The organism is Sulfolobales archaeon, from assembly GCA_038897115.1.
Classification (GTDB): Archaea; Thermoproteota; Thermoprotei_A; order Sulfolobales; family AG1; genus AG1.
The window spans coordinates 1-21,685 of the sequence record JAWAXC010000035.1; the positions used below are offsets into that span (position 1 = coordinate 1).

Consider the following 21,685-nt stretch of genomic DNA (forward strand, 5'->3'; position numbering starts at 1 on the left):
GTATGACGATGCATTCCCAGTATTTATGAGAAGCCTCGGACATCTCCTCCATGTTGTGCCCGATATGAAGCAGAGTATAAAGGCTATTATGAGGGGCTCCCTAGGCATTCTAGAGAAGAGTGTTGCAACCCTTAAGAGGAGGCTATATATGGGGGTCTCTCTTGAGAGGGCTTGGATGAAGATGTTAGAGGAGATAGGATCTAGGATATGCCTCTTCTCAGGAGAGGTAATGCTCCATACATTCCTCTCACAAGGCGATGTAAGGGGTATGGGGAAGATGCTGGGCGATGTTATGAGTTCTATAAACGATATTAGGAAGAAGAGATCACAGATGGCTAGGGCGTTCGAATCAACTCTTCTAATGCTCCACCTTCTAACATCATCAATACTTGGATTAATAGGTGTTCTAGTATCTATATTCTCCCAAATAGCGAGCCTCCCAGGAATGACAGTTATAAGTATAGCCCCTATAAGCGGGGAAATAGTGTTTCGGGTTAGTGTGATAGTGATAGCTGCTCTTTCAATGGTAAATGGTGTTGTTTCAAGAGCTATATATCCCGGAAGCCTAGTAGGATCTATATACCATATAGGCGTGTTACTTATACTCGGATGGATAGCCTATACAATTACAAGCAACGCATTGTCAGGCCTCCTCATAGGATTTCTCGGAAACATAAATATAGGTTCGATATAAACATGATCATATAAACAGAGCACTAAATATTACTAGTAGCAGATCCTGATAATGTTTTTGAGACCTATTTAATGCTCCCAAGCTTTAGACTGTTGATCTGAGTGATGGGGGTATAGGCTATGTCATGTGCCGAAGCTATAGCCTCTTCGTCTGGATATATTCCTAGGGTCTGTATTACCAGCTATTCTCTGATCTTTTGGGCTATTTTTATACCTCTATTATATTTTAAATAACAGTATTATTATCCTAGGATGGGTGCTCTGGATCCGTTTATAGATCATATGGTTAGAAAGAGGATCAGTTTATTTAGAGAGCTAGACTCGATGATAGATTTCTCTAAATCAAGCTATCAACTCGATATAGTGGTTTTCATGGGCTCTGTGGGTAAGCCTGTTAGCATAGATGCTATAGTATCTGCTCTAGGTGTTGATAGAAAGCAGGTTTTAGATGCTATTAGGAAGCTCAGGCTTAAAGGTATAGTTGAGACTAAGGGGGGTTTCTATATCTTAACAGATAATGGTAGGAAATTCTATGATGCCCTCATAAAAGATCTAGTAACCGGCGTATCTACAGCTGAGAACTATGGTGATGTGGTTAAGCTTGCAAAGAGGTTCCGCAGTGTTGCAATAGCCATCGATGTGATTAGGTTGATAGGTGTGTGGGGGAGGCCTCTAAAGCTACATAGAGTTGCCAAAAGCTTTAATATGAATGTTGCAGGGCTTCTAGAGATGCTTAGCCCCTTTATAAGGGATATGGGTGGTGATGATATAATAAGGCTTGTAGACTGTAGAGAGGGCTATTTGAGGAGGAAGGTGGTTAGATGCCTTACACTCTCCAAATCTGGTATAGATATTATAAGGGGCATGCCTGAGGTGAAGAGATATAGGATCCTATATAGAATGGTTGGATATATAACAAGATCTCTAACGCTTGAGAAGGCATTTGAGAGGCTATTGATATACATAGCAGTTATATCAACGGCTATGATACTGCTTCAGAGAACAGCGTATGGGAAGATAGCCCTTGTAGCAGGGTTTGTAGCGATAACGTTCTTTGTCTCCCTATACCTAGCCTCTCTGAAGATCTCAAAGCTATATATGAGCTAACCTCCTCCCCGTCCTAAAGGGCGAGGGTTTTACCTATAAATATTCTATTAAGGGTTTTGTACCGAAGTTATAGAGTATCTAGCTATCTAACTATCTTAAACAATATATTCTGGGTTTATAATAGCTTTTAAGGGCTCCTATGGAGATAAGCATTCCTATCGCGTTATCAATATTGATCCTAGCACTCTCTATCCCTTTATCCAACATAGTCTATAGCTTGGTAATTATTATAGACAGCTCTGGAACATCGATTCTATCTATGCCATGTAGCTCTCTCTTCTCTATAGAGTTTAACAATTCTATCACAGGTTCTCCTGTGAAGATCGTTTATAGATATTGTAACGGCTATATAGCGGGGATCGCTATGTATACAGATCAAGCAGCTTCCGAATATTACTCAGCTGGTTTAATAGATATAAATAGATCTCTATCTCGTTATAGTTCAGATAGTGTTATCTTCTGCAGCACCCAGCCCCTGCTAATTACTATACAGGGTTGGAGCAGAAGCTTCAGCGGGGGCTGTGTGGTTCTAGCAAGTCTAGTAAAGATCCTAGAGATTCAGGGTAAAAAAGGTATATCTATGTTTTATTTACATATATAGGGATAAAGATATTAGCTATTTTAGAACACCTATTTCTCTGAAATATCTTAAAGCTCCCTCATTATACGGTATAGCTCCTCCCACATATTTGATTGCGTTTTGAGGTGTTGTATCTCTTGCCGCAGCTACAGCCTTCTGCAATATATCTAGATGTTCGAATACGGCTTTCGTTATCTTATACGCCACATCAGCTGGGAGGTCTTTATGGCATACAAACATGTTCCAGAATGCAAGTGTCTGTGTATCGTTATCCGTTCCGTAAACATCTTTCTTTATAACACCTGGCACAGCTATACCTGGGTATGTCTGGCTGAATTGCTTAATTACATCATCTGGTATTGGGACTAGATATAGCTTTGACCCCCTCTGGCTAAGGGCTCTCGAGAGCTCCACAATAGATCCTGTTGGGAGCCCTCCTGACCAGAAGTAGGCATCTATGGATCCGTCTTGCAGCGCTCTAGCACTCTCCTCAGCCCCAAGCCTCTCCCATTTAGCGAAGTCCTTCGCAGGATCTATTCCTATGAGCTTTAACAAGAGCAAGGCTTCAACCTCAGTACCGCTGCCTGGGGCACCTGTTGATACCCTCTTACCCTTGAGATCATATACTGTTTTGATCCCCTTATCAACTGTGGTTACAATATGGAGATGGTTTGGATACATAGCCCATAGAATCGATATTGGTGCTGTGGCATTTCTGAATCTCTCATGCTGACCTGTATATGCTAGGTAGGCCGAGTCCGGTAGCACAGTAGCACAGTATATAATACCTTTGCTAAGATCTGTCCTATCTCTTATCAATATAAGGTTATCTATAGAGGCGGCTGTCTGTACACTTGTTGCTGTTATATCTGTGTAGTTAGATATAATCCCAGCCATTGTCGCCCCATAGTAATAGTATACACCTCCAACACCTCCTGTGGCTATTATAATGTTATATTTAATGCTAGGGGTTATAGTGGGAGAAGTAATTGTTGCAGTAGCCAGAGGCGCGGTTGTAGGTGTTGTTGCAGCTTTGGTAGGTGTGGGGGTTGCTAATGGCTGTCTTGTAAACTGTATCCATGCTACAAGCCCTGCTGCTATGGCTATGATAATTACAGCTATAACTATGTATAGCCCAGCTCTGGAGAGACCCTTCAAAGAATCACCAGGAATTTATTACTATGGAAATATTTAATTATAATTTTAGATATGTTCTAATAGAGGTGCTCAGACTATGATGATCATTGATAGGGAGGAGGTAGACTCTATAGTTGATCCAGGAGAGCTTGTAAAGGATATAAAGGAGACATATCTATCCAGCTACATAGCATTTGAAAGGGTTTCAAGCATGGTTAACGATTCATGGATAGGTGTTATGAGGGGCTATCTAAAGAGCCTTGGATTCCTAGTCAAGGTTGTCGGGGTATATCCAAGAGCCTCACCGAGAGTCAAGGGTGTCGTAATCGTTATAGATGTGGAGAGTGGCGATATAAGGGCTATAATAGATGGCTATAGCTTAACAGGCTGGAGAACAGCATGCGCCTCAGCCATAGCCCACGAGATCATGGGTGGTAGGGGTATAGATACGCTTGGAATCATAGGTGCTGGGACACAGGCTCGTTACCACCTAGCGGTATTCACAAGACTCTTTAGAATCGAGAGGATATTGATCTCCGCTAGAACTCCTGATAAAGCATATAGCTTATCAAGGGAATATGGAGCTGAGATATCAGGGCTCGAGGATCTCAATAGAAGGGCAACAACTATTATTGCTGCTACCAACTCGACAGAACCGGTAGTGAAAGGAGATCTCTTGGCTGAAGGCTCTATAGTGATCTCGGTGGGGGCTCCCAAGCCTGTTAGGGAGCTCGATAAAAGGGTTTCTGAGAGGGCTGGATGCGCCCTTGTAGATACTAAAAAGGGTGTTCTAGAGGAGAGTGAGGATGTAGAGGGGATAGAGCTTGTCGAGCTTGGCGAGGCTCTCAGGGGTAGGGAGTGTAGGTTTAGAGAGATAAAGCTCTATAAATCTGTTGGCACATCTGTTCTCGACCTGGCCGGTGCATACCACATTATTAAGAGGAAGAAGCTGCTTTAACAGCCTCCATTGCAGCTTCATTATCATCTGTGAAGTATCTGATCCCATTCTCTATTAGTATCTTTCTACCCTCCTCTTCCCTTGTGCCCACAAGCCTTACAAAGATCTTCTTATTAGATCCTGTCTCGCGTATAGCATCCACAATCCCCATGGCAACCTCATCACATCTAGTTATGCCGCCGTATATGTTTATAAATATACTCTTTATATCGGGTCTTTTTAGAAGTATTGTTAGGGCAGCCTTAACCCTCTCTCTACTAGCTCCACCTCCTATGTCGAGGAAGCTTGCGGGTCTTCCCCCATATAGCTTAACAAGATCCATAGAGGCCATTGTAAGCCCAGCACCATTTCCCATTATCCCGACATCGCCCTCTAGCTTTACATAGCTAAAGCCATGTTTCCTCGCTATAACCTCGTCCTCATCCATATCCCTGGGATCCTTCTCAAGGAGAGATGCTAGGTCTTGATGTCTATAGAGGGCGTTATCATCAATCGTTATCTTGGCATCCAAAGCAACTAGATCCTGATTCTCTGTGAGGGCTAGGGGGTTTATCTCAACAAGATCTGCATCGTAATCAATCATTATTTTGTATAGGGCAGATACTATGGATCCCAGCTTAGATGCTAGATCCCCTGAAAAGCCCATGAAGTCTGATAATGCTCTCACATGATAGCTTCTAAGGCCTATCAAGGGATCTATATAGATCCTAGCTATAGACTCGGGCTTCCTAGCAGCGATCTCCTCGATATCAACACCCCCTTCTAACGAGCCTAGGATAACATATTTCCTAGCACTCCTATCTATCGTTATCGATAGATATATCTCTCTCGCTATTTTCACAGCCTCCTCCACGAGGAGCCTCTTAACCCTGACACCCCTTATCTCTGATCCCAGCATCTCTCTCGCTATTTTCACAGCCTCTTCCCGGCTTCTAGCAATCCTTATACCCCCAGCCTTCCCCCTACCACCAACTAGCACCTGTGCCTTGAGAACAGCTGGTAATCCTATGTTATTGATTGCATTCTCAACTTCTTCGAGCGATGATACCACAACCCCTCTAGGGGTTTTAATACCGTATCTCGAGAATATCTCCTTGCCCTCAAACTCATATAGCCTCAAGCCAGGCCCCACTGATGTATAAATAATGCGATATAAATTAGTTAGATTCTATGTATATATAGCTAAGCTAAAAGGGTCTCACTATTTACATGATATCTCTCTGATCCTCCTTACAAGCTTCACAGCAGCCTCAACAGCTCTCCTAGCATACTCCTCAGCCCTTTCAAGTGCTTGGAGCCTTGTAGCCCCGGGACCTATTATCCCAAGGGTCACAGGTTTCCCATATTCAATGCTTAGATCTAGGATCTTCCTCGCTGCCTGGTGAGCAACCACCTCATCATGCTCTGTCTCGCCCTCTATAACTGCTCCTAGGGTTACTACCGCGTCTACACCGCCCCTCTCAAGGATCTTCTTCACAAGGATCGGTATGTCATAGCTTCCCGGTGCCTTCGCGACGATCTTAATGTCTGCTCCTAGAAATCTAGCGTGATCCTCTGCCTTTTCAAGCATTATGCTTGTTACATCATAGTTAAACTCCGAGACCACTATAGCTAACTCGATCTTCTCTTTCCCACACTCGCTACTCCCTGATTGGACCGACATCTGGGTATCCCTGCCTAATACCCTTGCCAGCCTTTTTAGTTAGGGCCTCTCTACCTTTTGTGAGGAGGGCTACTAGGTTTTCCGCATGCTTCCTAGATCTCTCAATCGCTATTCTATATAGCTCCTTCTCATCCTCAGCCTCATCCTCGTGGACTGTGACGTCTATTATATGCTTGTTTGTCATGAGCTGCACATTTATAAGCCCTATGCTGAGGGCTAGGTAGCTGAGCTTGTCTGTGAGGGTTTTTCCAACCCAGCCTAGGGTTATCACTATCTCGCACCCCTCCTCCTCTATCAGCTTTTTAGCTGCTACGGGGATATCTTTGATCCCTGGCACTGTGTATCTAACTATCTTAGCATCTGGGATGTTGGATTTTATAACATCTATAACCTCTGAGGCCATGTCAACCCTTGCGAATGTTGTATCTACAACCCCTATTTTCCTCATAGAGACCCCATCTCTCTGAGGATCTCCTCCCCTTTTAGCAATATATAGCCCATCCTCGACGCATATTCCTCAGCCTTCTCAAGGCTCATCGAGTCTCCCTCGTCAAGCATCTCAGCTATGACCATGCTTGGCACCAGACCTAGCTTAGATGCCACAGCTATGCTGAGCTCTGTATGGCCTCTCCTCTTATCAAGCCCCCTGCTAATTAGTATTGGGACATGGCCTGGGGATATGAACTCGCTGTAGAAGATCTTCCTTGCATCATCGATCCTACCTGATAGTGCTAGGCCTACAACCTCGTGGAACCTCTTAATCGTTGTAGCCCTATCCCTATCAGAGATCCCTGTCCTCACAGATATATGGTTTATATAGAGGGAATACGGAGGCGTATCGCCATATCTCAGCCTCTTCTGAGTTAGCTGGGACACGTTTGGGAATGTTGATATGAGATCGCTTAGATATGGGAGGCCCAGAAAATCTGCTGCATCTCTAGAGATCGCGTGGCATATAAGCCCCCCAGCCTCTTTTCTAAGCATATATATGCTTCTATAGTCTATAGAGCCTGCGTAGAAAACCATGTCAACCTCCTCTTCTCGCCCTTTAAAATCATATATAAGTATAGGCCTCCCCATCAGCAGATCGGCTCTAACCCTCTCCCAATCTATCATGTAGTTCCTCTCTTATTTTTCTCCCGTGGAGCCTCTTATAGGCATATCTATATAGAACCCCGGAGGCGATCAGAGATAGCCCTATGATCAGCCCTATAACCGGGGTTGAAATATCCTTGGAAACCCTGGAAGCTATATAGGGCTCCCCACCCCCCAGCGGGGTGTTTGGCTTCACAGGCTTCGATATATAGCCCGTCACCGTTGTGGGTTGTTGAAAGAAAACCCCTCCTTGGTGTGATGAAAAGATCTCTAGAAGGTTTTGGAGAACAAGTATGAGAAGCAGTGTTGCAACAGCTATATAGAGCCTCATAGGATATCTATACACCTACACAAAGTTTCTGCTAATAACATGCCTCTCCCTACCACGCTCCACAACAACCTCCGCCGAAACCAGCATTTCCGGGAAGTCAAAGTCTATATCTATAGAGGAACCAGGATCTAGATCCCTCATTGGAGAGCTCTTCTCAGACCCTATTCTAGAGGCATATGGCTGGTCAGGTTTGCTACTCGTTGATGCAACTGTGTATCTATAGTTAAGGGTTACAGAGACGATCCTGACTCGATCCTTAGATCTATTGGTTACTCTAATACCTCTTCTAGTCCTCTCAATAGAGATCTCTGGAGCACCCATAGCAAGCCCCACATATTGTTAAGAGATCATGGGGTATAAATATAGCCCTATTTAATGTTAGATACATAGGGCCACAGTTTTTATAACTAATAAGGATAGTTCCGTCCTAGAGGGCGGGGAGAAGGTTAGCCAGGGCTTCCAAGGTCTGCGGGGGCTGTGATGTGTGTAAATACATGGTTGCTAATGTTATTTCAACGGATTGGCTATGATTGTTATGTGGCTAATCATTTCCCGCCTACGGTTTTTCTAGTTCTCCGTAGATCTGTTCATCAAGTCCCCAGCCTCTTTCCACTCATCGGAGAGATGGTATGGGGAACCAGGATCCATCGACCGGTATATGGGAAGGAACCTATGTATGTATCTCCTAGGTCTATAACCCTGTGGATAACGTAGATAAAAAGCCCTATAGATCTTTAAAACCCCATGTTAGAGGCTGTTTCGGATTTAGCGATAAATTTAAATATTTCTATTTATTAGTAGCTTTCCATGGATTCCCACAAGGGTTATTAAGGGATGCTATAGAGATGCTGTTAGAAGGACAAAATCATTCAAAAAGCTGAGGAAGAAGGGACAAGCAAAAGGAGATAAGCCTGAGATAAGGAGTATAACGATAACATATTCTGATTCTCAGGATTGGAGATTAAGAGATGGAGCTATAGAGATTAGAGCACATAGAGGATGGATCAGAGTAAGCTATAGAAATCATAAGCAACTACATAGATATCTCTATAACAATTGGAAACCATCAAGCGAGTTAAGGCTGAAGCTAATCGATGGGAGGATCCTCATATATCTAGCCCTGACAAAATAGTTCGAGATATTATATAGACCTGGCAATGCTATTGCAGTGGATATAAATGAGAACAATGTTACCCTAGCCGTCTTTGTTGATAGAAGTCTATATGAGATCTATAGGGTTGAGACTGGCATTGGTAGAATTGTTATAGCTTATTCTGAGAGGAGGAAAAAGATAACCATGGGTAGATCTACTAGGGATAGGGTTGCTAGGAAAGCCCTTAGAAGGCTCAGAGAGAGGGAGAGGAAAGAGGATATCATATACAAGACAGCCAGGATAATCGAGGAGATCGCTAGGAGATATGATGCAGCTGTAGTTGTTGGGAATGTTCGTAGGGGTAAGGATAGAATTGCTAGCAAGGCTAAGAAGAGTCTGAGGCATAGGATTCATCGGTGGTGTGTTTCTAAGCTTGTGGAGATATTGAATAATAAACCATTATATGTTGTTGAGGAGTCTGAGGCATACTCATCATCGAGGGAACCATTTAGCAGGAGGCCTATTAAGAGATATACCCCCTCTGTGATTCGCGTTGCGTTGAGAGGGGGTAAAAAAATAAAGATAATAAAGATACAGCTTAGACTAGCAAGGCTGAACAATGGACTAACCATGGATAGGGATGTAATTGGTGCTATAAATATTGGTCTGAGGTATCTATCTACAGATGGGAGCCCTGTGGCGTTGGGCTCGACAGAGCTCCGTGAGGTGCGGGTGAAGCTAGTGATCCCGCACCGAGGGCTAACCCCAATCAAAGAAATAAAATTAATTAAAAGTAATTAGAAGCACCGTGAGAGGGGAAACGCTTATTATAACCCTATGTATTGAAATATATATTTCTTTGTTAGAACTAGAAGGGGGTTTCTTTGAGGACGGGGGCAGGGTCTCTAGCCGGTATATCCTCTACCTCTATAGCTGTTATATTGGCAGTAATAATAGTTATATCTCTAGCCGTCTTTCTATTCTATATCAATTTCTATGGAGGATCTAAGGGTGTGGTTACCTATACATCGCCGGTAGCTACTCCTACATCTGTAGGTTCTTCGCCTGGTATTCAACAGGCCAGCATAACTATTTTAGCCGCATCTGGCGATCCAACGCTTGCACCTTATTTACAGCTTGTTGCTAGCGACTTTATGAAGCTAAATCCGGGTGTTAGGGTTGAGGTGCAGCTAGTACCCTTTGCTCAGCTTGTGCAGACAGCTCTGACCTCTCTGCAGAATCAGAATCCCTCGCCCGATATAATAATATTCTATCCTTCTCAAGCCCCTACTCTGGGCCCTTATCTGGTTGATATGAGGAAATACCTTGACTCGGGTGTTATTAACTCTTCCGATATTCCCTTCTCATCTTTGATCCCTGTATATCTATTGGATGAGAAGGGCAACCTATTGAAGATAGCTGGGGTTCCCATGCAACAGGTCTTCGGATATGTGCTTGTATATCAGAAAAGTATTTTTGAGAACCAGCAGCTTAGACAGGAGTTTAGGAGTAAATATGGCTTTGATCTTGATCCTAATAGCTGGAGCAGCTGGGATCAGCTGATCCAGGCTGCTGAGTTCATACAGTCAAAGAAAGATCAGCTGGGGATTAAATATGCATTGCTATTCCCCAACGGATTAACCCAATCGATCTTCAACGGCTTCGTAGGGATCTTCTATACTTATGCTATACAGGATCCATGTACAGGTGTTCCACCTGGTAGTGTTGCAGGCTACTGGATGTACTTCAAAGAAGTAGGAGGATCTATAGTACCCACCCTCAACTGCACAGCAGGGGTAAAGGCCCTCGAGACGTATAAGAAGCTGGTTCAATTCCAACCACCTATCGATGTCCAGGCTATGGAGTATGACCAGCTCAGAGATCTATTCCTCACAGGAGACTATGCCATGGTTGCTGCTTGGACATCCTTCATACCGATATATAACAATGCATCCATCTCAAAGGTCGCTGGAAATATAGGCATAGCACCTCTTCCCGGAGGAGCTTCCGGCCAGGCCCCTACATTTGCTGGGATAAATCCGTATTCCAAGAACCAGGATCTCGCTGCGAAGCTAATAGCGTTTATGATCTCAGCTGATGAATATAGAAAAGGGGCTGAGAAGATAGGCTTTGTCCCAGCAACATACTCTGGATTGAGGGTTGCCTCACAGATCCCCTCAACATCGTGGGTCAAGCCTTTCATAGGTATCCTGGAGTCCCAGACAAAGGTGGATCTCAAGAGGATCACTATAGTGAATAGTATAAAGAACTTTTTCACAGACCTAAGACCGATATTCATACAGAATGTAGCAGACTATCTAAGGGGTAAACAAAGTGCCGAGGAGACTATGAATAGGATTGTAAGTAGCTGGATAAAGCTTATGAAGATATAGCTATAAGGGGTCTTTTTGACAAGGAAAATTCGCGATCGATCTATATTGTTTTTATCGCTACCCCCAGTCATATATCTGTTATCAATGACCCTCTATCCAATAGTCACCAACGTCTACATAAGCCTCTCGACATATACACTCAGAGGCGATCTAATCTGGGTTGGATTTGAGAACTATAGATCGATAGCTGAGGATCCCTACATAGATAGGGTCATATATAACACCCTAGTATATACGATCCTGGTACCTGCATTAACAGTAGCCTTGGCTCTGCCTATCTCAGTATCCCTTAAAAGGGTAAGCAGCGCCCTCCTCCTACCGATCATGATACCCTCTTTCATTCCAGCTGCTACCGCAGCAGTTATGTGGTATCTAATGTTAAACCCCTTCTTCGGTATCTCATATTATATTTATCAATATAACTGGGCTTCATCGATATATACCGTGGTTATCATAGAGATCTGGAGATCTCTCCCGCTAGCTGTTCTAATCATATACTCAGGCCTTAAATCGATACCAAGGTATATAGAGGAGGCTGCAATAGCTGATGGGATCATAGGTATTAGGAAGTTTCTATCTATAGACCTACCGATTATATCTCCCCAGATACTAACAGCTTTTGTGCTATCCATGATATCAGGGCTCTTCCTCTTCGACCCAATATATATTGGGACATCACAGGCAGGGCCAAGGGCCCTTGATAACCTGGCTTTCTATGCTTTCGAGCACTTCTACACGGATATAAGGCTTAGGGGCTATGCATCTGCTGTGATAGTTATTATGACTATGTTTTCAACAGCTCTTTCGATTGTGTATATAAGGCTTATATCATCTAAAACTCTTTTGAAGATCCCTGTGGCGAGGTCTATACCTTCGATAGAGGTTCCCAAAGCTATTCACTACTTGGTGATAGCCTTGACACTCTCATTTGTATTCCTACCCATAGCGTGGCTAGTTATTGTATCTCTAAAATCTGCTAAGGAGCTCCTTACAATCCCGCCAACGATTATCCCGAGAACTCCTGTTCTCGATAACTATTTATATGTTATATCAACTGGGGCACCATATCTGATTACAAGCATCTCCATAGCTCTTGTTGTAACCTTACTATCTATGCTCCTCTCTTCAATGCTCGGCTACTCAATGGCTCTCCACGGCTTCGGCGGTAGAAAGCTATTAATATATATATTATATCTAACTGCCACGCCCACCCTAATCTATATAGTTCCTCTCTTCTCAATACTGAGGTTCATGGGGTTTATAAATACGTGGTGGGCTCTCATAGTAACATACCCCATAATGACGATCCCTATAGCTACTTGGATCATGTATAACTACTACCAGAGATACCCGAGAAGCGTGGATGAAGCTGCCCAGGCTGATGGTATGAATAGGCTTAAGGCATTCGCCTCTATAGCACTCCCGCTCAGCAAGGGGGGTATGGGGGTTGTTGCTGTATACTCCTTCCTAATATGCTGGGGAGCCCTTATATTCCCACTGGCGTTCACATACACGCCATATGATCTTTCAAACCCTCTTAGCTTCTCCGGAGCCCAGACGTTCTCAATATATATAGCTAATCTTATGAGCCCTGTCACATCTAACTATGGTGCCGTCGCAGCTGCGGGGGTTATAAGTATTGTGCCTCCTATTGTGCTTCTCAGCATTGTTAGGAGGGATCTTGAGAGGATATGGGGGGTGAGGTAGGTGGTTTTAGAGGTAAGGGGTGTTGTTAAGAGGTTCCACGGCTTCGAGCTCAGGATAGATAGCCTTGTGTTTGAGGATAAGAAGTACTATGTGATCCTAGGACCCTCAGGATCTGGTAAAACAACTCTCCTAAGGATCCTGGCAGGTCTAGAGGTACCAGACGAGGGCTCGGTGATCCTGGATGGGAGGGATATAACTCTAGAGCCTCCATGGAGGAGGAACATAGGGATTGTATTCCAGAACTACGCATTATATCCTCACATGACGGCATATGACAACATAGCATCACCTCTGAGGGTTAAGAAGCTCCCCGAGAAGGTTATTAGGGAGAAGATCCTCGGGGTAGCCAAGATATTGGGTATAGAGGATCAGCTGGGGAAATACCCCCACCAGATGTCGGGCGGACAACAGCAGAGGGTGGCAATAGCCAGAGCTCTTGTCAAGGAGCCAAGGGTTCTCCTACTAGACGAGCCCCTGAGCAACCTAGACGCCAGACTTAGAGTAGATGTGAGGGGCTTCCTAAAGATGCTCCAAAGGAGGATAGGAACAACCATTGTTCACGTAACACACGACCAGGAGGAGGCACTAGCAATAGCGGATGAAATAGTGCTGATAAACAAGGGAAGAATCGTTGAAAAGGGAGCTCCAGAGGATATCTATAGAAAGCCCAAAAACATGTTCACATTCAGATTCCTAGGGCTCAGCAACATAGTACCACCAGAGCTTCTAGGATACGAGGGCGAAGAACTCTTGGGGTTCAGACCAGAGGACGCATATATATGCAACGACACAAACTGCGATTTAGAAGGAGTTGCCGAGGGAATCGAATACCTAGGATCGAGAAAGATAGTGCAGGTAAGGATAAACAAAGAATATATAATAAAAATAAGCGTCGATCCCTCGAGCCGCATCAACATAGGAGAGAGAATTAGGATAAAGATCGATAGAGATAAAATTCAGAGATTCCGAGGAACCCCAGAGGATATGTAATACATAAATAATCTATCTATAGTCGCATAGATAAATAGTTCTACGATCCGTAGAAAAATCGGCGAAAAGTAGAAAAAACGATATCAATAAGCCATTCAAATCAAAACAAAAGATCGAAGGTGAAATATGGTGAAACCAAAGATAAGCAGAAGAATAAAAGCCATAGTGGGTATTGAGAGCGCAATAGTGTTGATAGCATTCGTAGTAGTTGCAGCAGCACTAGCATTCGTAGTACTTAACATGGGATTCTTCACAACACAGAAATCAAAGGAGACAATAGGCTCAGGACTTGGAGAAGCTAGCAGCGCTCTAGAAATAGATGGAACAGTAGTAGCAGGGGTAAATATAAGTGGATCTAGTGTAACATACTTCTACATACCACTAAAACTATCAGCAGGAAAAGCATCAATAGACGTAACACCTGGGAAGAGCGTAGTATCCCTATGGAGCCCAACCAAAGGATATACATACGGAGATATATACGTAGCAACACTAACATCGAAACTAACAGATGCTGGGCAAGGATGTTTTAGCCCTGCATCCTTTGATAATACTACTATAGCTAAGAATGCTGTGAACATAAGTGTAGGAAATCAAAACCTAATAGGACTAACCCTAGGGAGTAATACTACGAATTCAAATACCTATTGTCTAATAATAGCTTCCTACAATACCACCAATACTAAAAACATAACAGATATTCGTATCATAAATGTTACCTATAATGACTACCTAGCTATGTCAGTAGGATCGTATCCGAGTCCGGATATAGTAGATAAAATAGCAAGCAGCTTAAGTAATATTCTGAATAGAAGTGTTGCTGTTGTTGCTTGGGTTTCTAATAGGAATAATGACAATGTTCTTGATCCTGGTGAGAAGGTAATACTACTGGTGCATCTTAATGATAAGGATCAGTTAGGCGCGTATGATCTGTTCAAGGTTGAGTTCAAGATACCTGTTGGCGCGTCTCTAACTGTTGAGAGGTCTGTGCCTGCATCGCTTAACCAGCAGATCATAGATCTAGGATAGCCGAGATAGCAATATAGCTTGAAACAAAATCTCTTTTTTATCTCCTTAAGGCTCTTTAACCCCCTTTATATCCAATACTATGGTGAAGCCTGCGCGGGCCCGTCGTCTAGCCCGGTTAGGACGCCGCCCTTACGAGGCGGAGGTCCGGGGTTCAAATCCCCGCGGGCCCACTGCTGTAATTCAGTCTTTCCACAATCTAGTTTTCTAGCTTTAGTATTCACTTTCCTTCTGTAAGGGGCAAAGCTTTTAGCTACAATATAATGGGATGTTAGGGTAGTGTTAGGCTAATTCTCATATGGCTTTATAGGGCTAGTTTCTATTTATAGTTTCATATAATTTCAAAGGTAGTTTCTAATAGAGCTCTTTGTTCTGGATCATGTATATACTACATATGGATAGGCTTAAATATGTTTTAATTGATATATATTTAGAGGGTTTGGTATGAATAGATATAGATCTGATGGTGAGGTATTTATACCGATGCATGTGGCGACAGGCTATATAATATGGGTGCCGGCTAATCCTCTATCCAGAAATCCCAGGCTCGTTGATAGGCTTATTGAGGAGGAATATGGATATACAGTTGTGGAAAATATCTCTATATCTTCTAGGTTTGTAGGCAGATCGAAGGGCTTATGGGAGAGAGTTATAGGCATAGTATCTAGGACATTTAGAAAGGCTGTTGAAAGCATTTGGATATCTAGAGCACCATAGGCTCTTCTAGTCACACTATCTTTTCATCCCCATATCTTTTATGCCAAAATATATTTTGTAGTGTTTACAATCAGAAATCTGTGCCTTCTTTAGATGGAGATCATAGGTTCAGATGTATAGCTATGTGTTTCCTCTTTGAAATTGTGTGGGGCGATGGTATATTTAGTTGAAATTTTGGTCAGGTTCAGATGTGTATGTTTATTTGGATTAGACATATGTAGATGTAGCGGGGTAATGTCGATATATGAGTGGGGAATATTGGCTTCTTCTGTGGAGGAGGGCTGAGAGGTTCTTGGTTAGGGCTGGGAGGGATTATGAGGATGGGGATTATGATGGTGCTTGCTTTAATTCAGAGCAGGCTGTGCAATTGGCTATTAAAGCTACTTTATATAGGATCTTTGGGGAGAGGTTGAGGATCCATAGCTCTAAGGCCCTTCTATCTTATCTTAGGAATCTACTCTCTCAAGGTGGTAGGGAGGATCTAGCGAGGATCGTTGATGACTTGGTGTTAAGGTATAGGAGGGAGTTAGAGCTTCTTGAAGAGAGCTATATTTGGGGTAGATATGGGGAGTTTGAATATCTGGAAAAACATGGTAGAATATGTATAGATACGGCTAGGAAGATATTGGGGGTGCTCAGGGATATCGAGGGTAGGTTGGCCTAGATTCGCCCTTGATAGGCTTAACATGTTGAAGAGATGGAGGGAGTATAGCTCTATAGTGGCTAGAGCTGCTAAAAATATATTAGGTGATAAGCTAGAGTCTATCTATGTTGTTGGGGGTGTAGCTGAGAATAGGATCACGGTTTATAGTGATATAGATATAGTAGTAGTGGTTAGGGATCCTGGGCTAAAAAGCATAGATATAGTATTAGATATAATGGTGGAGGCAGGTAGGCTAGGCCTCCCCCTCGAAGCCCCTATAGATCTTAAGATCAACACTGTGGAGGAGTTCAGAGAGAACTTGGGAAAACTATATAAGAGAGCAGTAAAAATAGAGCCCTAACATCAACCGGGAGTATGCTCCCCTTCTGCTTAGCACAGAATTTGGGATCGATGGAGGTTTGATAATCCGGTTTAGATGTTTATAAATCTATATTCTAGCTATGGTTGGTTCTATTGTTACTTAGCCTGCTTCTTCCTTGTAGATACTATCTTCACAATATCCATATCGCTTAATATATGATCAGCCCCAATCCTAGCCTTGCTCTTAACCTCTATAGCATATAGAAAGCCTTCTCCCAGCTCTGTATGTACCATATATGCCAGCTCCCTAGCCGTGGTTCCCCTTCTCACCAGCAGGGCGTCTGGCAGGATCTTCCCCTCGCTATCGGTTAGCTTCACAGGATCTTCCACAGGGTATACAGTGATCATGTCGAGCGCTTCGAAGACAGCAGCGTTTATAGCCCTCTGAACACCTGTACCACCTAGCTTCTCGATCACAGCTTTTATCCTCTCTAAAGCCTTCTCCTGTGCCTGTGAAAGCTTAGCCCGATCTATTATTGTGAACCCCCCATCACCTGGTATGTATTTGATAAGACCTGCAGACGCTGCTCTCCTAAGCGCTAGCTCGGCCTCCGCTGATGCGGGTATCACTATCCTCCCCTCGAGTCTCTTGACAAGGCTCTTTATTATATCCCACGCCTCTGGTATATCGGCTTTGTTGGCTATGATGATGGTTGGTTTCGAAATCCTTCTCAGGGTTGATGCGAAGAGAAGTATCTCCTCATCCCTCCACGATGTGAATCTCGTGCTTAATAGCTTAGACTCCTCTAGAGCTCTTACGACATGGGATTTCCTAACCGATAGCCCTGAGAGTCTCTGGGAGAGCTTCTCGATGGCATCTGATGGTGGCATGGAGTCGAGGGTCTTGGCAAGCCTAGCCCAATCACTCTTTATAATAGATGCTAGCCATAGATCGAACTCCCTCTCTATCTGAATAACATCATCATAGGGATCATAGCTACCAGGTTTAGCAGGCCTCCCCTCGGGATCAGTTGATCCAGAGGCATCTATCACATGAAGAAGAACATCAGCCTGTCTAAGGCTATCTAGAAACTTATTCCCAAGCCCTCTCCCCTCGTGGGCCCCTGGGATTAATCCCGGAACATCAACCACCTTTACTGGGATGAATCTATTGCCCTCAACACATATCGAGTTCCTAGCATCACACCTCGGAAGACCGAGGATCTTGTGGGGACATTCCCTTCTAACATATCCTATGCCAACGTTGGGCTCCAGTGTTACGAAGGGTCTGTTCTCTATTTTAACGGGGACCATTGTAAGTGCTGAGAAAAGTGTTGACTTCCCTACATTGGTCTTCCCTATTATCCCCACTAGGATGCTTGTCTGTGTCACCAACCTGCTATACCACTAGAGGTATAGCCCTGAGGATATTTAGATAGGGATCTGCTTTGCTGGCTAAACGATGCTTAGCATCGAGGGCCTATGACTCGGGATAGCTGGGGTTGTTGCTTATAGATTTCGCCTTATTAACATTCGATGCCGAGCTCTTCCGAGCAGATCCTCGCTATATCTGTGATCCTCGTGGCAACTTCTATAGGGTCTCCCCCAACTATATATGCTATCGGCTCTATCCCCAGCCCCCCAAGATCTATTACAGCGTCTACCCCATCCTTGGATAAGGATCTGCTTACCTCGCCTATGATCTCGTCCTCTCCAACATATCCCTCTCTAGGCCCTAGAACTCTGTAGCCTATACCGAGCTTTTTAAGCGCTACCTCAACACATTTTAGAACCCTTATATTTGCTATCGCCCTCACATCCCTTCTAGCCTGGGTTATGTTTAGGAGTATCCTCCCCAGATGTCTACTAGCACCCCATGCAGGCTTGGAAACCGCTGCTATCCCCCTCCCCACCCTTGTTATCCTGCCTGGGAATGCTGCTATATCTTCAAGGCTTTTCGCCCCCTCCTTGGCATATGCTATGTTCATAAGAACCTCTGGCACCAATATATAGGTACACCTCTCTCTAGATAGATGCTCGTAGGCATTCTCAAGGGCTTTTATAACTCCGAAGCCTTGGGAGATCTGTATTAGCTCCGCACATATTCTACATTCAGGCGGTATCCCAGGATCTAGCTTTCTATGTGCATCGCATAACCTGAGCTCTGAGAGGGACCTCAATATATACTCTGTTAGGATTGCCATTACATCAACTTTTTTACCCTCCTTAGTTAGTGTGAGTACTCTGTCTATGAGAGATAAGAATTCCTTTCTATCTATGCCTGCACTCGAGATTCTCTCGAGAAGCTTCTCTTCATCATATACAGGGCTCTTGATATATATATTCACAGTTGGCTGTGAAACCCCTAGGAGCCTGGAAATATATATCTGTGTATATCCCTCGCTCCAAAGCCTTCTAGCTATTATCGCTTTTATCGGTGTGGATATATATTCATCTATCACTTCGAAGGGTAGTCTCAACCTTATCTATCCATAAATAGTATTATAGAGGACCTATTTATCAATCTATAGAGATGCCTATACAACAAAATAATTGGCGATCTAGATAATACCTCCTCAGCAACATTTACATAGGTATCACCTCAGAATCCACCTGATCATATGAGTATCTGCTGATACAGGCCCAAGCAATATAGCTATAGATAGTGGGCTGTGAAGCAGATATGAGAGATCCATGTATAGTTTGGTATATAGCGTCGAAGCTATCTCCGAGCGTGTCTCTTAACAGGCTAGAGGACAGGCTTCTAATGCAGAAGATAGGATATATAGTCCAAGAGATCCTTGGCCAGAGGCTTGGCTATAGATTTAGTTGGTACAGCTACGGACCATATTCAAGGGCTCTCTCAAGGGATCTCCACTCATCTGAAGAGCTATGTGTAAATAGCTATGAGAAGAGTGACGAGACGACTCTAATAAATATATTGGATAGATTCACTGAGATCTATGTCAAGGCCCAGATGCTATGCCCAAGCGAGTCCATGGCTAGGATCCTGGAGATTGTTGCATCACTACATATGTTATCAACAAATACATACCCCCCATCAACAGACCCTGTGGGTGATCTTACAAGGATAAAGCCATATATTAGTAGAGCATGTGCCGAGCAGATCTTCGGGATGTTGAGGGAGATAGGGGTGATAAAAACCATAGGGAGAAACGGTCTCCTCTAATACTGTTTAGCCTTCTTTATAAACACTCCTAGCATCATATATCATAGTAGGTGCTCTGATGGAGAAGAGTGCTAGATATAAAAAGGTATATGATGAGATCCACGGATATATAGAGCTCGACGAGCTAGCCCTAAAGATAATAGATCTCGATGTTTTCCAGAGACTCAGGAGGATTAAACAGCTCGGGGTTACATTCTATGTATATCCAGGGGCTGTCCATACCAGGTTTAGCCATAGCCTAGGTGTATATCATATAATGAGGAAGCTCTCGGAAAGGCTGAGTAGAGAGGGATATATATCAAGGGATGATCTACTGCTTCTTGAGGCATCAGCTCTTCTACATGATGTGGGTCACCTCCCATATAGCCATGCCCTCGAAACATTCTATACGAGAATAACTAATCAGGGGTTCGAGCACGAGGATCTCAGTAGGGAGATAGTGCTAAACGATCCAGGGATTTCGGAGACCCTCTCAGAATTCGGGATAGATAAGCATGAGGTGGCCTCGATTATATATGGAACGCATCGAGAACCCCTATATAATCAGCTAATGTCCTCAGACCTAGATGTGGATAGGATGGACTATCTTATCAGAGACTCTCTCCACACAGGAGTAACATATGGATCCATAGATCTCGATAGGTTATTAGAAACAATAACCGTTGATAGAGATGGCAACATAGCTGTTAAAGATAAGGGTTTGATAGCTGTTGAGAACTTCTATATAGCGAGACTCCACATGTACCGAGGCGTATATTATCACAAAACAAGCCTTGGCTATGAATTGTTATTAACACATATATGGGGAGAGCTTCTAGATATATATAGAGAGCTAGAGCCATTCAAAACAATAGATGGGTTGAGAACGCTTATAAGGAGAAACGTCTTTAGATACTTCGACGACTACTGGGTTAACGGGCTATTCTATAGAATCATCGAGGAAAGGGGGCAGGCTGGGGACTATATAGGCGATATGATCTGGAGGTTCCTCTATAGAAAGGGGTATAAGGTATGTCTAGACCATGTAGAGCTTATATATAGAGATGTGCCCAGCAATGCAGAGATAGAGGAGGATATGAGAGCCGCTATAAGGGGATCTATAAAGGATTTAGATGTAATCGATAAAAAACATCTAATAATATTTGCAGACACAATACCAATATATAAGGAGGAGGAGTCTGTAAATATAATCACTCGTGAGGGTGTCTCGATCAAAATCTATGAATATCCTGGGAGCATTATTGGGAAGCTACCGAAATATATGTTGATTAAGAGGATCTATCTACACCCATATATGCGCCAAATAATCCCATGTCCTGCCGAGAAAAGGGTTCGATAGCCCTAGGTTGTAAGGGCTTTTTCGAATGAGCTGTAGATGGAGTTAAGCCTAGCTATCCACTCACCAAGCTTTTCAGGTGTATCGGGGTATTCCTCGTAGAGCTTCTTCATCTTATCCATATACTCTGCAGCAAGTATGAGCTTCGAGAGTAGGCTAGGCCTTCCAAGCCCAGCTATTACCCTGCTGAGCTTATCGAAAATCCCCCTCTTATTCTTTATAACACCTGTCACACTTGTCTCATATAGATCGCTCTCTCTCATTATCCTCTTCCTAAGCCCATACTCTATATCCTCGTCTGTAAGCCTTTGGAGGAAGATCCTGAATATATCTAGGGAGGCCTGTTTAGCACCATAGTAGTCTATATAGAGCTTATTCATAATCCAAAGCCCCCTAGCGCTGAAGTCACCGGCCTCAGCTGCCTTGGAATATGCTATCGCAGCAGCCTTTGCAGATAGCATTGCCGAGCCCTTCCCCCCACCATGTACAGGGTTTACTGTATAGCCTGCATCACCTATAACCATTATCCCATTCCACACCATCGTATATGGTGGCCTTCTAGTCGGTACTAGGGCTCCGCTGCTCTCAACTAGTTTTGAGTTTCTGAACTCGGGTCTTGTGAGGATATATCTATAGAGATATACCCTGGGATGCTCATAGCCCTTGCCACCCTGCACCCCTAGCCCAACGTTAACGGTTTTAGCT

The 21,685-nt window shown here is 43.7% G+C and carries 24 protein-coding genes and 1 tRNA gene; 15 read left to right on the forward strand and 10 right to left on the reverse strand.

The annotated features are described in order from the left end of the window. The 3 genes from QXE01_05950 to QXE01_05960 all read left to right on the forward strand — a co-directional run. Positions 1 to 694: hypothetical protein (locus tag QXE01_05950; protein ID MEM4970778.1), on the forward strand; the 694-nt coding region annotated here is incomplete at its 5' end. Between the two features lie 281 nt (positions 695 to 975). Then, positions 976 to 1,800: a hypothetical protein gene (locus QXE01_05955; protein MEM4970779.1), complete on the forward strand. Its 825-nt coding sequence runs from the start codon at positions 976 to 978 to the stop codon at positions 1,798 to 1,800. Positions 1,801 to 1,939: 139 nt separating this feature from the next. Then, positions 1,940 to 2,401, forward strand: coding sequence for a hypothetical protein (locus QXE01_05960; protein MEM4970780.1), 462 nt, complete (start codon positions 1,940 to 1,942; stop codon positions 2,399 to 2,401). Positions 2,402 to 2,416: 15 nt separating this feature from the next. On the opposite strand, the gene QXE01_05965 is transcribed toward QXE01_05960, so the two are convergent. Then, positions 2,417 to 3,538, reverse strand: coding sequence for a TAXI family TRAP transporter solute-binding subunit (locus QXE01_05965; protein MEM4970781.1), 1,122 nt, complete (start codon positions 3,536 to 3,538; stop codon positions 2,417 to 2,419). Positions 3,539 to 3,614: 76 nt separating this feature from the next. Between QXE01_05965 and QXE01_05970 the strand changes: the two genes are divergently transcribed. Then, complete coding sequence (locus QXE01_05970) at positions 3,615 to 4,475, forward strand: ornithine cyclodeaminase family protein (protein MEM4970782.1); 861 nt, start codon at positions 3,615 to 3,617, stop codon at positions 4,473 to 4,475. On the opposite strand, the gene sucC is transcribed toward QXE01_05970, so the two are convergent. The 6 genes from sucC to QXE01_06000 all read right to left on the reverse strand — a co-directional run bounded on the left by sucC (position 4,453) and on the right by QXE01_06000 (position 7,885). Next, positions 4,453 to 5,595: an ADP-forming succinate--CoA ligase subunit beta gene (gene sucC / locus QXE01_05975; protein MEM4970783.1), complete on the reverse strand. Its 1,143-nt coding sequence runs from the start codon at positions 5,593 to 5,595 to the stop codon at positions 4,453 to 4,455. The two genes, QXE01_05970 and sucC, sit on opposite strands and share 23 nt — an antisense overlap. A gap of 81 nt (positions 5,596 to 5,676) precedes the next feature. After that, entirely contained in the window at positions 5,677 to 6,138 is a 462-nt protein-coding gene (gene ribH / locus QXE01_05980; protein MEM4970784.1) for a 6,7-dimethyl-8-ribityllumazine synthase, read from the reverse strand. After that, positions 6,116 to 6,586, reverse strand: coding sequence for a riboflavin synthase (gene ribC / locus QXE01_05985; GenBank protein ID MEM4970785.1), 471 nt, complete (start codon positions 6,584 to 6,586; stop codon positions 6,116 to 6,118). Before ribC ends, ribH begins: the two co-directional genes overlap by 23 nt. Beyond that, the gene (locus QXE01_05990) at positions 6,583 to 7,251 is read right to left on the reverse strand and encodes a 3,4-dihydroxy-2-butanone-4-phosphate synthase (GenBank protein ID MEM4970786.1); all 669 of its coding nucleotides are present in this window, start codon (positions 7,249 to 7,251) and stop codon (positions 6,583 to 6,585) included. The genes ribC and QXE01_05990 overlap by 4 nt, the downstream gene beginning before the upstream one ends. After that, positions 7,232 to 7,564, reverse strand: a complete 333-nt coding sequence (locus tag QXE01_05995) for a hypothetical protein (GenBank protein ID MEM4970787.1) — start codon at positions 7,562 to 7,564, stop codon at positions 7,232 to 7,234. The genes QXE01_05990 and QXE01_05995 overlap by 20 nt, the downstream gene beginning before the upstream one ends. Positions 7,565 to 7,579: 15 nt before the next feature. Beyond that, positions 7,580 to 7,885: a hypothetical protein gene (locus QXE01_06000; GenBank protein ID MEM4970788.1), complete on the reverse strand. Its 306-nt coding sequence runs from the start codon at positions 7,883 to 7,885 to the stop codon at positions 7,580 to 7,582. 847 nt (positions 7,886 to 8,732) lie between these two features. On the opposite strand from QXE01_06000, the gene QXE01_06005 reads away from it, so the two are divergent. The 9 genes from QXE01_06005 to QXE01_06045 all read left to right on the forward strand — a co-directional run bounded on the left by QXE01_06005 (position 8,733) and on the right by QXE01_06045 (position 16,494). Beyond that, the gene (locus QXE01_06005) at positions 8,733 to 9,458 is read left to right on the forward strand and encodes an IS200/IS605 family accessory protein TnpB-related protein (protein ID MEM4970789.1); all 726 of its coding nucleotides are present in this window, start codon (positions 8,733 to 8,735) and stop codon (positions 9,456 to 9,458) included. An 83-nt stretch (positions 9,459 to 9,541) separates the two neighbouring features. Next, positions 9,542 to 11,050 (forward strand): extracellular solute-binding protein, encoded by a 1,509-nt coding sequence (locus QXE01_06010; protein ID MEM4970790.1) that lies wholly within the window; start codon positions 9,542 to 9,544, stop codon positions 11,048 to 11,050. A 15-nt stretch (positions 11,051 to 11,065) separates the two neighbouring features. After that, entirely contained in the window at positions 11,066 to 12,757 is a 1,692-nt protein-coding gene (locus tag QXE01_06015) for an ABC transporter permease subunit (protein ID MEM4970791.1), read from the forward strand. After that, positions 12,758 to 13,747 (forward strand): ABC transporter ATP-binding protein, encoded by a 990-nt coding sequence (locus QXE01_06020; protein MEM4970792.1) that lies wholly within the window; start codon positions 12,758 to 12,760, stop codon positions 13,745 to 13,747. Between the two features lie 126 nt (positions 13,748 to 13,873). Then, positions 13,874 to 14,776: an archaellin/type IV pilin N-terminal domain-containing protein gene (locus QXE01_06025; protein ID MEM4970793.1), complete on the forward strand. Its 903-nt coding sequence runs from the start codon at positions 13,874 to 13,876 to the stop codon at positions 14,774 to 14,776. A gap of 95 nt (positions 14,777 to 14,871) precedes the next feature. Then, positions 14,872 to 14,946, forward strand: a tRNA-Val gene (locus QXE01_06030). A 271-nt stretch (positions 14,947 to 15,217) separates the two neighbouring features. Then, on the forward strand, positions 15,218 to 15,490 hold the full coding sequence (locus tag QXE01_06035; protein MEM4970794.1) for a hypothetical protein: 273 nt from the start codon (positions 15,218 to 15,220) through the stop codon (positions 15,488 to 15,490). 244 nt (positions 15,491 to 15,734) lie between these two features. After that, positions 15,735 to 16,154: a HEPN domain-containing protein gene (locus QXE01_06040; GenBank protein MEM4970795.1), complete on the forward strand. Its 420-nt coding sequence runs from the start codon at positions 15,735 to 15,737 to the stop codon at positions 16,152 to 16,154. Between the two features lie 22 nt (positions 16,155 to 16,176). Beyond that, positions 16,177 to 16,494, forward strand: coding sequence for a nucleotidyltransferase domain-containing protein (locus QXE01_06045; GenBank protein ID MEM4970796.1), 318 nt, complete (start codon positions 16,177 to 16,179; stop codon positions 16,492 to 16,494). Between the two features lie 116 nt (positions 16,495 to 16,610). Here QXE01_06045 and QXE01_06050 read toward each other — a convergent pair whose 3' ends face one another. After that, complete coding sequence (locus QXE01_06050) at positions 16,611 to 17,849, reverse strand: redox-regulated ATPase YchF (protein MEM4970797.1); 1,239 nt, start codon at positions 17,847 to 17,849, stop codon at positions 16,611 to 16,613. A gap of 131 nt (positions 17,850 to 17,980) precedes the next feature. Continuing rightward, positions 17,981 to 18,934: a thiamine-phosphate synthase family protein gene (locus QXE01_06055; GenBank protein MEM4970798.1), complete on the reverse strand. Its 954-nt coding sequence runs from the start codon at positions 18,932 to 18,934 to the stop codon at positions 17,981 to 17,983. Positions 18,935 to 19,119: 185 nt separating this feature from the next. On the opposite strand from QXE01_06055, the gene QXE01_06060 reads away from it, so the two are divergent. Together QXE01_06060 and QXE01_06065 are read left to right on the forward strand one after the other, a co-directional pair. Beyond that, positions 19,120 to 19,644: a hypothetical protein gene (locus tag QXE01_06060; protein MEM4970799.1), complete on the forward strand. Its 525-nt coding sequence runs from the start codon at positions 19,120 to 19,122 to the stop codon at positions 19,642 to 19,644. 58 nt (positions 19,645 to 19,702) lie between these two features. Then, positions 19,703 to 20,983, forward strand: a complete 1,281-nt coding sequence (locus QXE01_06065) for an HD domain-containing protein (protein ID MEM4970800.1) — start codon at positions 19,703 to 19,705, stop codon at positions 20,981 to 20,983. Between the two features lie 2 nt (positions 20,984 to 20,985). On the opposite strand, the gene QXE01_06070 is transcribed toward QXE01_06065, so the two are convergent. Further along, positions 20,986 to 21,685, reverse strand: a 700-nt coding sequence (locus QXE01_06070; protein MEM4970801.1) for a geranylgeranyl hydrogenase, incomplete at its 5' end; no start/stop codon positions are given.

What these genes read in the sequence shown, in the direction of transcription:
- QXE01_06045 (MEM4970796.1), top strand. Translation starts at nt 16,177, where the DNA reads ATGTTGAAGAGATGGAGGGAGTATAGCTCTATAGTGGCTAGAGCTGCT.
- QXE01_06025 (MEM4970793.1), top strand. Translation starts at nt 13,874, where the DNA reads ATGGTGAAACCAAAGATAAGCAGAAGAATAAAAGCCATAGTGGGTATT.
- QXE01_05970 (MEM4970782.1), top strand. Translation starts at nt 3,615, where the DNA reads ATGATGATCATTGATAGGGAGGAGGTAGACTCTATAGTTGATCCAGGA.
- QXE01_06040 (MEM4970795.1), top strand. Translation starts at nt 15,735, where the DNA reads ATGAGTGGGGAATATTGGCTTCTTCTGTGGAGGAGGGCTGAGAGGTTC.
- QXE01_05955 (MEM4970779.1), top strand. Translation starts at nt 976, where the DNA reads ATGGTTAGAAAGAGGATCAGTTTATTTAGAGAGCTAGACTCGATGATA.
- QXE01_05960 (MEM4970780.1), top strand. Translation starts at nt 1,940, where the DNA reads ATGGAGATAAGCATTCCTATCGCGTTATCAATATTGATCCTAGCACTC.
- QXE01_06035 (MEM4970794.1), top strand. Translation starts at nt 15,218, where the DNA reads ATGAATAGATATAGATCTGATGGTGAGGTATTTATACCGATGCATGTG.
- QXE01_06000 (MEM4970788.1), bottom strand. Translation starts at nt 7,885, where the DNA reads ATGGGTGCTCCAGAGATCTCTATTGAGAGGACTAGAAGAGGTATTAGA.
- ribC (MEM4970785.1), bottom strand. Translation starts at nt 6,586, where the DNA reads ATGAGGAAAATAGGGGTTGTAGATACAACATTCGCAAGGGTTGACATG.
- ribH (MEM4970784.1), bottom strand. Translation starts at nt 6,138, where the DNA reads ATGTCGGTCCAATCAGGGAGTAGCGAGTGTGGGAAAGAGAAGATCGAG.
- QXE01_06065 (MEM4970800.1), top strand. Translation starts at nt 19,703, where the DNA reads ATGGAGAAGAGTGCTAGATATAAAAAGGTATATGATGAGATCCACGGA.
- QXE01_05995 (MEM4970787.1), bottom strand. Translation starts at nt 7,564, where the DNA reads ATGAGGCTCTATATAGCTGTTGCAACACTGCTTCTCATACTTGTTCTC.